9 protein-coding genes are annotated in these 11,965 nt (G+C 54.9%); 1 reads left to right on the plus strand and 8 read right to left on the minus strand.

Going from position 1 to position 11,965, the window contains the following annotated elements:
- Nucleotides 1-173: 173 nt before the first annotated feature.
- On the plus strand, nucleotides 174-1,241 hold the full coding sequence (locus ACR0QW_RS04610) for a tyrosine-type recombinase/integrase (RefSeq protein ID WP_432642540.1): 1,068 nt from the start codon (nucleotides 174-176) through the stop codon (nucleotides 1,239-1,241).
- A gap of 59 nt (nucleotides 1,242-1,300) precedes the next feature.
- Here ACR0QW_RS04610 and eno read toward each other — a convergent pair whose 3' ends face one another.
- From eno to nadA, 8 genes are all read right to left on the minus strand, one after another.
- On the minus strand, nucleotides 1,301-2,584 hold the full coding sequence (eno, locus tag ACR0QW_RS04615; protein WP_432642541.1) for a phosphopyruvate hydratase: 1,284 nt from the start codon (nucleotides 2,582-2,584) through the stop codon (nucleotides 1,301-1,303).
- Nucleotides 2,585-2,623: 39 nt separating this feature from the next.
- Nucleotides 2,624-4,150: a 2,3-bisphosphoglycerate-independent phosphoglycerate mutase gene (gene gpmI / locus ACR0QW_RS04620; protein ID WP_432642542.1), complete on the minus strand. Its 1,527-nt coding sequence runs from the start codon at nucleotides 4,148-4,150 to the stop codon at nucleotides 2,624-2,626.
- 9 nt (nucleotides 4,151-4,159) lie between these two features.
- A complete protein-coding gene (gene tpiA / locus ACR0QW_RS04625; RefSeq protein WP_432642543.1) occupies nucleotides 4,160-6,100 on the minus strand; it encodes a triose-phosphate isomerase in 1,941 nt (646 codons plus the stop codon).
- Nucleotides 6,101-6,115: 15 nt separating this feature from the next.
- A complete protein-coding gene (gap, locus tag ACR0QW_RS04630; protein ID WP_432642544.1) occupies nucleotides 6,116-7,120 on the minus strand; it encodes a type I glyceraldehyde-3-phosphate dehydrogenase in 1,005 nt (334 codons plus the stop codon).
- 22 nt (nucleotides 7,121-7,142) lie between these two features.
- On the minus strand, nucleotides 7,143-8,207 hold the full coding sequence (locus ACR0QW_RS04635; protein ID WP_432642545.1) for a sugar-binding transcriptional regulator: 1,065 nt from the start codon (nucleotides 8,205-8,207) through the stop codon (nucleotides 7,143-7,145).
- A 182-nt stretch (nucleotides 8,208-8,389) separates the two neighbouring features.
- The gene (gene nadC, locus ACR0QW_RS04640; RefSeq protein WP_432642546.1) at nucleotides 8,390-9,229 is read right to left on the minus strand and encodes a carboxylating nicotinate-nucleotide diphosphorylase; all 840 of its coding nucleotides are present in this window, start codon (nucleotides 9,227-9,229) and stop codon (nucleotides 8,390-8,392) included.
- On the minus strand, nucleotides 9,222-10,820 hold the full coding sequence (gene nadB, locus ACR0QW_RS04645; protein ID WP_432642547.1) for an L-aspartate oxidase: 1,599 nt from the start codon (nucleotides 10,818-10,820) through the stop codon (nucleotides 9,222-9,224). Before nadB ends, nadC begins: the two co-directional genes overlap by 8 nt.
- 89 nt (nucleotides 10,821-10,909) lie before the next feature.
- Nucleotides 10,910-11,812 (minus strand): quinolinate synthase NadA, encoded by a 903-nt coding sequence (nadA, locus tag ACR0QW_RS04650; RefSeq protein ID WP_432642548.1) that lies wholly within the window; start codon nucleotides 11,810-11,812, stop codon nucleotides 10,910-10,912.
- Nucleotides 11,813-11,965: the final 153 nt, after the last annotated feature.

Raw genomic sequence — 11,965 nt, forward strand, 5'->3', positions numbered from 1 at the left:
AGCATTACGCCTACTCCCATTCGGGAACCCAGCCTATATCCTTCACGAGTTGCTCTATTAATATTATAACAAAAATACAAAAAAGTACAACCACAGCATATTGACCTTATTAATCTATATATTGTGGTTTTGCTAAATATTGTATCTATCCATAAAAAGGAGATGGATTTTTTATGGATTACCATTTCAGCTATCGTACCAAAAACGACTCTGTGTGCCTGATCTTGTCGTACAAGGTCGGCAAAAAGTGGCGGCAGAAGACCCGCCAGGGATTTAAAACGCAAAGAGAAGCCAGACAGCACCAAGATGAGCTGCTGGAAGAGGTCAAGCAATCAGAGGGCCTAACTACAGACGTCCGGCTGAAAGGCATGACCCTTCGGCAATTCTTTGGCATTTATTACCGGGACAAAAAGGATTTCTTATCCTATAACACCCTGATGAATTACAGGAACTCCATCGAGTCGCTGAGTGCTGTAGCCGACATTCCCCTGCGTGAACTGACTACTGCCGCCATTTTGAACGCGCTCCTGGCTCTGGAAGTCGCAGCAGGCACGAAAAAAGCCAAGCTCCGGTGCGTCTCCCCCGTTTTGGAGTACGCCGTAAAGGTCTACAAGATCATGGCGGTCAATCCAGCCCGGGGCATCACCATCAGGGAAGAACGTGGCCCTAAGATCATCCGGGCCTTTACACGGGCGGAGCTGTCTAAGCTCATAACTTTATTGGAGCATAAGCCCCTCTGCCGTTTGGTGGCCATCCTGGCCGCCAACACCGGTATGAGGTTTGGCGAAATAGCCGGGCTCCCCTGGAACGCCATTAACTGGACGGAGCAAACCATCACCATCAAGCAGCAGTATGCCAGAATCGGCCCCGGGAAGATGGGGGTTACCCCTTGTAAGACCAGAAACAGTAATCGGACCATCCCCGCATCTCCCGCCGTCCTGAAGGCCCTGGCCGACTGGAGGCAGTCCCAGCCCCTCAATCTGTCCGGCACCGTCTTCCCTTTGAACCAAATGCAAAATGTCCACGTCAAGCTCAACCGGATCATCCGAAGTCATTTTCCAGGCCGTTCCGTACACGCTCTCCGGCATACCTTTGCCACCCTCCTGCTCTCCGAAACCGGAGACATCAACCTAGTAGCCCATATCCTGGGCGATACTGTGACTACTGTTTCCGCAGTCTACGTCAATTACACAGCCGATATCCGACAGAGGGCGGCAGAAGCTATGGCCGGTTTGTATTAAAATTTTTGCCGTTTAAAGCAAAAAGCCCGTAACCACAAGGGTTACGGGACTTTTATTTATTATTTAATATTGTAGAATACCTTCATGCCATTGTACTGTGCAGCGGCACCCAGATCTTCTTCGATTCGCAGCAGCTGATTGTACTTGGCTACCCGATCAGTCCGGCAGGGAGCCCCGGATTTAATCTGACCGGCGTTGGTACCTACCACCACATCGGCAATAGTCGTATCTTCCGTTTCACCACTCCGGTGGGAAACGATGGCAGTGTAACCAGCCCGTTTGGCCATTTCGATGGCGTCCAGGGTTTCGGTCAGGGTACCGATCTGGTTCAGTTTGATCAGGATGGCATTGGCCACGCCCTGTTCAATTCCCTTCTGCAGCCGTTCCACATTGGTGACGAACAGGTCATCGCCCACCAGCTGGACTTTCTTGCCCAGAGCATCGGTCAGTTTCTTCCAGCCATCCCAGTCATCTTCGGCCAGGCCGTCTTCAATGGAAACGATGGGGTATTTTTCACACAGGGAAGCATACCATGCTACCATTTCGTCAGCAGTCTTGACCACACCTTCCCCTTTCAGGTTGTATTTGCCGTCTTCGAACAGCTCGCTGGCAGCGGTATCGATGGCCAGACGAACTTGTTCACCGGGTTTATAGCCGGCTTTTTCGATGGCTTCCACGATGACCTGCAGGGCTTCTTCATTGCTTTCCAGGTTGGGAGCGAAACCGCCTTCATCACCTACAGCCGTAGCCAGACCCTTGCCCTTCAGCACTTTCTTCAGTGCCTGGTAGATCTCGGCATTGATGCGCAGGGCTTCGGCAAAGCTGTCAGCGCCTACGGGCATGATCATGAATTCCTGGATATCCACGTTATTATCTGCATGGGCACCGCCGTTCAGGATGTTCATCATGGGTACGGGCAGTTCCTTGGCGTTGACGCCGCCCAGATACTGGTACAGGGGCAGACCCACGGACAGGGCGGCAGCCTTGGCCACAGCCAAAGATACACCCAGGATGGCGTTGGCACCCAGTTTGCCCTTGTTGGGGGTACCATCCAGCCGGATCATGGCCTGGTCGATTTCCACCTGACGGGTGGGATCCAGCCCAATAATCACATCAGCGATGGCTTCGTTGACATTTTCTACAGCTTTGGCAACACCTTTGCCGCCAAAACGGTCTTTGTCCCCGTCCCGCAGTTCCACGGCCTCATGGACGCCGGTGGAAGCACCGGAAGGAACGGCAGCACGGCCAACAGTGCCGTCATCCAGCAGGACATCCACTTCCACAGTGGGATTGCCCCGGGAATCCAGGATTTCTCTTGCACAAACATTTTCAATGATTGGCATTGTAATCACCTCGTATTTATATTTGAAAACAGACGAAACTTATTTCACCAGCAATGAATGACCGGTCATAGTCTCTGGTTCCGGCAGTTCCAGCAAATCCAGCAGAGTGGGCGAAATATCAGACAGACCGCCGTTTTCCACCTTCATCTCAGGATCTGCCCCTGCCACCAGGAACGGTACCGGATTGGTGGTATGACTGGTCATGGGTGCATGGGACACCGGGTCTTCCATTTCTTCCAGATTCCCATGATCCGCCGTGATGCACACGGCTCCACCTTTCTTCAGGACGGTATCCACCAGGCTGCCCACACATTCATCCACGGCCTCGAGTGCCGCAACAGCTGCCTTCAGGCTGCCCGTATGGCCCACCATGTCCGGATTGGCAAAGTTCAGGATCACCAGATCGTACAGGTCCTTCTGCAGAGCCTCCTGGAGTTTTTCCGTCACGATATAGGCACTCATCTCTGGCTGCAGATCATAGGTAGCCACTTTCGGAGAGGGTACCAAAATCCGGTCTTCGCCGGGGAAGGGCTGTTCTCGTCCTCCGTTGAAGAAAAACGTCACATGGGCGTATTTTTCCGTTTCCGCAATGTGCAGCTGACGCAAACCGGCCTTGGAGACCACTTCTGCCAGGGTATCCCTGATTTCTTCCGGCGGGAAGGCCACTGCAGCCTGAATGGTCTTTTCGTATTCTGTCATGCAGACGAAATGCACCGGCAAGGCACCGGCCGTCCGTCCGAATCCGGCAAAATCCGTATCCGTAAAGGCATGGGTCAGTTCCCGTGCCCGGTCAGGGCGGAAGTTGAAGAAGATCATACTGTCCCCGGCTTCCACCCTGCCGTCCGCACCTTCCACCCGAAAAGGCATCACGAATTCATCGGTCTGGTCCGCCGCATAAGCGGCCTCCAGTCCGGCTTCCGGCGTGCCTGCGGAGAGACTTTCGCCCCCGGTCATCGCATCAAAGGTTTTCTGGATCCGTTCCCACCGTTTATCCCGGTCCATGGCATAATACCGGCCGGAAACAGTAACGATCCGGCCTATCCCCAGTTCCCTGCAGGCTTTTTCCACCTGCTGCAGATAGGGCAGTGCACTCTTGGGAGGGGTATCCCGTCCATCCAGGAACGCATGGATACACACATCCCTGACATCCAGTTTCTTGGCCATAGCCAGCAGACCCAGCAGATGATCAATGTGGCTGTGTACGCCGCCATCGCTCAAAAGACCCAGCAGATGGAGTTTTTTGCCCCCATCCCGAGCCTGTTCCATGGCTTTGATCAGGACAGGGTTCGTTTCCAGGCTGCCATCCTTCACTGCCCGACTGATCCGGGTCAGACTCTGGTAGATGATACGGCCGGAACCGATGGACAGATGGCCCACTTCCGAGTTACCCATCTGTCCATCCGGAAGGCCCACTGCTTCCCCGCTGCATTGCAGCTGAGCATGGGGATACCGGTTGAAATAATAGTCCAGATGCGGGGTCCGGGCACGGGTTACCGCATTGGTGGGCGAAGCGGGGGCAATCCCCCACCCGTCCAGAATCATCAGCACTACAGGTTTTTTCTTCATCAGCACGCCTCAGAACGTATTGGCAATGGCGCTGAATTCAGCAGCATCCAAGCTGGCTCCGCCCACCAGGACACCGTCTATGCCTTCCACATGGAAGCTGTGAGCGTTTTCGCTGGTCACGCTGCCGCCGTACAGGATGCGTACCCGGCGGGCCGCTTCCTTACCGAATTTGTCTTCCACAGCCTTGCGGATCACCTCAGCAGCCGCCACGGCGTCCTTCACTTCGGCGCTCTTGCCGGTACCGATAGCCCAGATGGGTTCATAGGCAACCAGCAGATGTTCGATCTGTTTGTCGTCCAGTACATCCAGTACCGGTTTCAGCTGGCTCAGGATTTTATCTTTCGCAGCACCTTTTTCATGTTCTTCCGCATTTTCGCCTACGCACAGCACTGGATCCAGTTCATTCCGGTAAGCAGCCTGGACTTTCTTCACTACGATTTCGTCGGTATCGCCGAACAGCTGACGCCGTTCGCTGTGGCCCACGATGACGTAACGGGACCCGATTTCAGCGATCATGGGGCCGGATACAGCACCGGTGTAAGCGCCTTCATCCTCGTAGAACAGATCCTGTGCCCCATAGCCGATACCATCTTCGTCCACCATGGCAGCAACGCTTTCCAGAGCAGTGAAGGGCGGGAACAGTACGATTTCAGCCTGGGCCATTTCCGTATTGTGTGCAATCTGATGAGCCAGTTCCATGGCTTCTTCCACCGTCTTGTGGCATTTCCAGTTGCCGGCCACCACAGGGGTCCGCAGATCATCCAGAGCAGCCACGCCGGGCAGTACTTTCCCTTCCAGGTATTCCAGGGAAGCACCGCCGCCGGTGGATACATGGCTCATTTTCTCACCCAGTCCCATTTGTTTCACTGCAGCCGCACTGTCACCACCGCCTACGATGGTAATACCGTCAGACTCGGCCATCGCTTCGGCTACCTTGCGGGTACCGGCTGCGAAGTTGGGCATTTCGAACACGCCCATAGGACCGTTCCACACAATGGTCTTCATGCCGGCCAGGGTTTCCGCATACAGACCAGCGGTCTTGGGACCGATATCCAGGGCCATATATTCCGGGTTCAAATGATCCAGATCTTCCGCTTCATGATCCGCATCGTTGTCGAACTTGGAAGCCATCACCAGATCAACAGGCAGCAGCATCTTTGTCTTCTGTTCCGAGGCTTCGGCCAGCAAATCCCTGGCGATGCTGATGCTTTCCTGTTCCACCAGGGATTTGCCCAGGTTGTAGCCCTTGGCCGCCAGGAACGTATTGGCCATGCCGCCGCCGATCAGGATCACATCTGCTTTCTTGATCAGGCTACGGATAACAGCGATCTTATCGGCTACTTTGGCGCCGCCGATAATCGCAGCAAACGGGTGCTGGGGATTATCCACAGCGTTGCCCAGATAGGCGATTTCCTTTTCCAGCAGGAACCCGGCCACAGCGGGCAGATAATGGGTCACCCCTTCTACAGAAGCATGAGCCCGGTGGGACACACCGAAGCCGTCGTTCACATATACATCCGCCAGAGCAGCCAGTTCCTGGGAGAATTTCGGATCGTCCTTCTCTTCTTCCGGATGGAACCGCAGATTCTCCAGCATGAGGATATCCCCGTTCCGCAGATTCTCAGCCGCTTCTTTGGCTGCTTTACCCACACAGTCCGGGCAGAACTGCACTGGACGATGGACCAGCTTGCTCAGGGCTTCTGCCATCGGTTTCAGGCTATACTTGGCATTGACCTTACCCTTTGGACGGCCCAGGTGCGCCATCAGGATGACAGCAGCGCCCTGGTCCAGCAGGTAATGAAGGGTGGGCAGAGAGGCTTCGATACGGGTAGAATCCGTGATTTCCCCTTTGTCGTTCATAGGTACATTGTAGTCCACCCGGACCAGTACCCGTTTCCCTGTCAGTGAAATATCTTTGATGGTCTTCTTATCCATAATAAAACCTTGCACCCACCTTTCTCCTGATTAGAGACCCTTAGAAGCCACGAACACAGCCATGTCAACCATCCGGTTGGAATAGCCCCATTCATTATCGTACCAGGAAACTACTTTGGCCATACGAGGTCCTACCATCATCGTGGACAAGCCATCCACAATGGAGCTCAACGGGCAGCCGCTGTAGTCGCAGGAAACCAGAGGCAGTTCATTATAGCCCAGGATCCCTTTCATGGTGGTTTCAGAAGCTACGCGCATGGCTTCGTTGATTTCTTCCTTCGTGGTATCTTTCTTCAGGTTCACGACCAGGTCGGTCAGGGACACATCCGGAGTCGGGACACGGATGGCCATGCCCTTCAGTTTTCCCTGCAGTTCCGGCAGTACCAGACCAATGGCTTTGGCAGCCCCAGTCGTGGTGGGGATGATGGAGCAGGCACCGGCACGGGCACGACGCAGGTCTTTATGGGCAGCGTCCAGGATCTTCTGGTCATTGGTATAGGAATGAACGGTGGTCATCATGCCGTCCACAATGCCGAAGTTGTCTTGCAGCACCTTGGTGAAAGGAGCCAGGCAGTTGGTGGTGCAGGAAGCGTTGGAAATGATGTTGTGGTGTTTGGGATCGTACTTGTCATCATTGACGCCCAGGACCATGGTAATATCTTCGCCCTTGGCCGGAGCAGCGATAATTACTTTCTTAGCGCCGTTGTCCAGATGAGGCTGTACCGTTTCCCGAGTCTTGAATTTACCAGTGGTCTCCATGACTACATCCACGCCCATATCACCCCAGGGAATTTCAGCCGGGCTGTTAAAACGGGTGAATTTGATGGCCTTGTCACCTACATGCATGATATCGCCATCCACAGAGATATCTTCATCGAAAGTACCGTGGATGGAATCATACTTCAACAGATGGGCATAGGTATCGATGCCGGAACGGGCATTGACTGCTACGACTTCCACTTCCGGATTCTTCACCGCAATCCGCAGAACGCAGCGACCAATACGACCAAACCCATTGATACCGATTTTTACCATTTTACCATTCCTCCTAAAAATTTTATACAGTGTGACGATTTCCGTCCTGTAAACAACGTATGATTTCTCTGGCAGCAGCCTCATCGGTGACCAGGATGTCATCCTGACTGCTGCGCAGTACGGAAAGGATGGCACGCCCTTTGGAGTGTCCCCCTCCGATGCCCATGACCGTGTGGATCGTTTCCAGATCATTCACCATGAGCCCCAGGGTATCGGTGCTGTGCACCACGTGTCCATTGATGTCGAAGTACTGGCCCAGGGCTTCGCCGATGGCACCCCTGTCTTCCAGCTCTTTGATCAGTTCGGGTCCCACGCCCCGTTTTTTTGCCATCACCTGGGCCTGGCCCATGCCATGGACCAGGATGTCCGCGCTTTTGATGGTTTCCACCACCTGCTTCACCCGAGCATCTTCCTCCAGGATCTTGCGCAGCACATCTTCGCTGACGCTGTCGGGTACGTACAGCTGCAGGTACCGGGTCTTCAGCCGGCCGGCTAACACCGTCGCAATGGTATTGGCCTGCAGTTCCATCCGGTCCCCCAGGCCGCCCCGGGCTGGCACCACTACCGTTTCCGGTTCATTGCCGTAGGTATTCTGGGCCATGGCCGCCACGGTTGTACCACCGGTAACCGCCACGATGTGGGATTTGTGATCGCTCAACAAATGCAATAAAATACCGGCTGCCACCCGTCCGATTTCCCGGGTAACTACCTGATCCTGATCCGCATTCCCGGGCAGCACCACCACTTTTTTCAAATGGAGTTTCTCCTCCAGGACGGATTCCAGGCTGGAAAGTTTCTGCAGCCGGTTCACATAATCCCGGAGTTCCTGGAGCAGTACAGTCCCCTCATCGGTAATGCTCATCCCCGTGAGCGTAAAGTCCAGCAGTCCCGCTTCCTTCAGAAAATCCACATGGGAGCGGAGGATCCGTTCGCTGAGCCCCAGCTTCTTAGCCAGGGTCCGGCGCCCGATAGGCTGGTCATGGCTGATCTGGCGCAGCACCTTATAGCGCTCCGTCAAAAGCTCCACCATTTCCGGAACCAGTTTGTTCTGTAAGTTGATGATCTGATCCAAGCTGATGTTGCACATTTTGTCCCTCGTGGTACTTTTTATGTCCCACCCTGTTCGAAAAAAAATAAATTGTCTTACGACTCCATTATAACATACTTATGGAAAAAAGGAAGGGAAAAGGAAAAAATGAGGAAAATTTTAAAGGAGAGGATCTTTCCCCAGGGACAGCTCCTCTCCTTCAGCTCATGGTTCATGACCCTTTATTTGATTTTTCCTGCGTCAAGGCTGATATCCACTGCCTTCACGCTGTGGGTCAGTGCCCCTACACTGATCACATCCACACCGGCAGCTGCAGCTGCCTGCAGGTTATCGGCACCGATACCGCCGCTGGCTTCTACCACTGCCCGGTGATCGATGTACGCCACACATTCCTTCATGGCTTCCGGTGCCATGTTGTCCAGCATGATGACGTCAGCACCGCCGGCCACGGCCTCTTTCGCCTGTTCCAGACTCTCTACCTCGATTTCAATCTTCGTCATATGGCTGGCATAGGCTTTGGCCCGGTCCAATGCCTCCTTCACGCCGCCGGCCACGGCAATGTGGTTGTCCTTGATGAGGATGGCATCATACAGCCCCAGCCGATGGTTATGGCCGCCGCCTACCCGTACGGCATACTTTTCCAGCTGCCGCAGGCCCGGAGTAGTTTTCCGGGTGTCCACCACCCGGGTGTCATAAGGTTTTGCCAGGTCCGCCAGTTTCTTCGTCTGGGTAGCCACACCGCTCATATGCTGCAGCAGATTCAGGGCCAGCCGTTCTCCCGTGAGGATGCTGCGGGCGCAGCCTTTGATTTCTGCAATCTTCGTACCATATTCCAGCTGATCCCCATCCTTGACCAGGGCAGTGAATTCCAGACTGGGATCCAGCAGTTCGAATACCCGCCGGGCTACCTCCACCCCGCACAGGATGCCTGTATCTTTGGAATGGATCAGGCCGACAGTCACTGCATCCTCCGGAATCAGAGCTTCACTGGTCAAGTCGCCGGTGCCGATGTCCTCTTCCAGCCAGCGGCGCAGGCTGTCGTCCAAGGCAAAGTTACGCATGAGCCACGCCTCCTTCCTTTTCTTCCACAGAATGATGCCGCCAGCATTCCCGGGGTTTCGGGAAGTCCAGGCGGTAATGGGCGCCCCGGCTCTCTTCCCGCTGCAGGGCAGCCCCTGCGATGAGCCAGGACACCAGCAGCTGGGATTTCAGATCCAGCAGCTCGTAGGTCACAGCCGTCTCTTTCTCATAGTCCGCTATCTTCCTGGCCAGAGCATTTTGGGCATCCAGAATGTCTTCCTTGTCACGGGCAATGCCCAGCTGCCGGCTCATCCGTTCCTGGGCTGCAGTACGGTCTTTCGCCCACTGGTCCGGGGCAGACGTGCATCCTGCCAGATCAGAGCGCCATTCCAGACCCTCGCCCACTTCCGGTTTCCGTTCGTTGCAGATGGCCTGCGCCGTACGGCGGCCAAATACCAGCCCTTCCAGCAGAGAATTGCTGGCCAGCCTGTTGGCACCCTGCAGTCCGGTACAGGCTGCTTCACCACAGGCATAAAGATGATTGATGTTCGTATGGCCCCAGGCATCGGTACGGATACCGCCCATCATATAATGGGCTGCCGGAGCGATGGGGATCCGCTGGGTTTTCATATCCACCCCGTAATCCTTCAAGGTTTCATAGATCATGGGGAATTTATGTTCCACATCATCGATGACCGTAGCATCCAGGAACACATGGTCACTGCCGCAGCGCTTCATTTCCGTGGCAATGGCCCGGGCCACTACATCCCGGGGAGCCAGCTCCTTCATAGGATGGTATTGAGGCATGAACCGTTCACCCTTCGTATTGTACAGCAGGGCACCGGCTCCCCGTACGGCCTCGGAAACCAGGAAGCTGGGATGGCCGGGAATAGCGAGAGCCGTAGGATGGAACTGGACGAATTCCATGTCCATCAGTTCCGCACCTGCCCGATAAGCCAGGGCAATGCCGCTGCCCGTAGCCCCTTCCGGATTGGTAGTATGGGCAAACAGCCTTCCCACTCCGCCAGTAGCGATCACCACATCATTGGCTTGCAGATGGACCATTTTCCCATCATGGAGAGCCATAGCCCCGTAGCAGGTATCATCTTTCACCAGCAGGTCCGTCACGTAGCAGTGTTCCAGCGATTTGATCCGGGATTCTCTGCTGGTGATCTCCCGCAGAGCACGGGACACTTCAGCCCCGGTACTGTCCCCGTTGGCGTGGACGATCCGGTTCCGGCTGTGACAGCCTTCCCTTCCCAGAGCCAGGGTACCGTCCGGATTCCTGTCGAACTGTGCACCATGATGCAGCAGATCCAGCACCGCCTTGGGTCCTTCGGTGACCACGATTTCCGCCATGGTCTCATCTGTCAGCCCGGCACCAGCCACCAGGGTATCATGGAAATGCAGCCGGGGATCGTCATCATGGCCCAGTGCTGCCGCAATGCCGCCCTGGGCCTTGGCTGTATTGCTGTCCGCCAGTTTGTCCCGAACCACCACCAGCACCTGACGTCCGGCTTCCGCCGCCGACCAGGCCGCCTGCAGTCCGGCTGCTCCGGACCCGATCACCAGCACATCAGTAGTAATGCAGGGTGCCGTTTTCGTATCAAAAGAAGTCCAATAAGTTTCCATAGGGAAACGCCTCCGTTATGTATAGGTTCATCGTTCATAGTAAGCAGTATCGTATCCCCGTCCCTTTCAAGAAAGGATCAAGATAGTCCTTACTTCACTGCCAGCATCCGTTCCAGTGCCACCCTGGCTTTTTCAGCGGTGGGTTCAGGGACCACCACCCTGGGTTCCAGGGTCTCCAGGGCCCGTTTCACCTTCTCCAAGGTCGTCTTTTTCATATTGGGGCACAGCATATCCCCAGCCATATAAAACTTCTTGTGCGGACACTTCCAGGCCAGCTGGGTCAGTACCCCGCATTCCGTGGCGATAATGAATTCCTGACAGTCGCTCTGCTCTGCGTACTTCACAATACCCGTAGTGCTGCCCACATAATCCGCCAGTGCCCGTACCTGGGGCCGGCATTCCGGATGCATCAGTACCAGCGCATCAGGGTGAGCTTTCTTCGCTGCCCTGACCTCTTCCGCCGTCAGGTTGAAATGGGTGGGACAGGCGCTCTGCCAGGGAATGATGCGGGCATCGGTCTTTTCTGCGGTAAAGGAGGCCAGATCCTGGTCAGGTACGAACAGCAGTTCCTGGTCTTTGGGCAGACTCTCCACCACTTTCACTGCGTTGGAGCTGGTACAGCAGATTTCACTGAGTGCCTTCACGCTGGCCGGAGTATTGACATAGGAAACCACTTTGTATTCCGGATGCTTGGCCAGCACTGCCTTTACCTTGCTTTCCAGGGTATCGTCGAACATCCGGCAGGTGGCATCGGGCGCTGGCAGCAGGGTAATCTTGTCCGGTGACAGGATATTGGCCGTTTCTGCCATGAACCGGACTCCACAGAACACGATGACGTCTGCATCGGTCTTGGCCGCCTCCTGGCTGAGGCCGAAGGAATCGCCGCAATAATCGGCGATTTCCTGGATTTCTTCCGGCTGGTATACGTGGGCCAGGATCACCGCGTTCCGTTCTTTTTTCAGCCGGGCAATGGCATCATACATGTCTTCCATGGATCAGGTCTCCTTTGGAGGGGGCCGCAGGGCAGCCCCAAAGTTTTGTTGTATACATTATACACGATTTTGCTTTTATTGTCATGTCAGCAGATGGCAATAGATAATACAATGACTCCATTGTAGACCGTTTTGGGAAATTGTGCAACAAAA

It is taken from the genome of Acidaminococcus sp. (assembly GCF_050873445.1).
In the GTDB taxonomy this organism is placed as follows: domain Bacteria; phylum Bacillota; class Negativicutes; order Acidaminococcales; family Acidaminococcaceae; genus Acidaminococcus.

Excerpts from the sequence above, each read along its gene's own strand:
- ACR0QW_RS04610 (WP_432642540.1), top strand. The coding sequence starts at position 174 with ATGGATTACCATTTCAGCTATCGTACCAAAAACGACTCTGTGTGCCTG.
- eno (WP_432642541.1), bottom strand. The coding sequence starts at position 2,584 with ATGCCAATCATTGAAAATGTTTGTGCAAGAGAAATCCTGGATTCCCGG.
- gpmI (WP_432642542.1), bottom strand. The coding sequence starts at position 4,150 with ATGAAGAAAAAACCTGTAGTGCTGATGATTCTGGACGGGTGGGGGATT.
- gap (WP_432642544.1), bottom strand. The coding sequence starts at position 7,120 with ATGGTAAAAATCGGTATCAATGGGTTTGGTCGTATTGGTCGCTGCGTT.
- ACR0QW_RS04635 (WP_432642545.1), bottom strand. The coding sequence starts at position 8,207 with ATGTGCAACATCAGCTTGGATCAGATCATCAACTTACAGAACAAACTG.
- nadC (WP_432642546.1), bottom strand. The coding sequence starts at position 9,229 with ATGCGTAACTTTGCCTTGGACGACAGCCTGCGCCGCTGGCTGGAAGAG.
- nadB (WP_432642547.1), bottom strand. The coding sequence starts at position 10,820 with ATGGAAACTTATTGGACTTCTTTTGATACGAAAACGGCACCCTGCATT.
- nadA (WP_432642548.1), bottom strand. The coding sequence starts at position 11,812 with ATGGAAGACATGTATGATGCCATTGCCCGGCTGAAAAAAGAACGGAAC.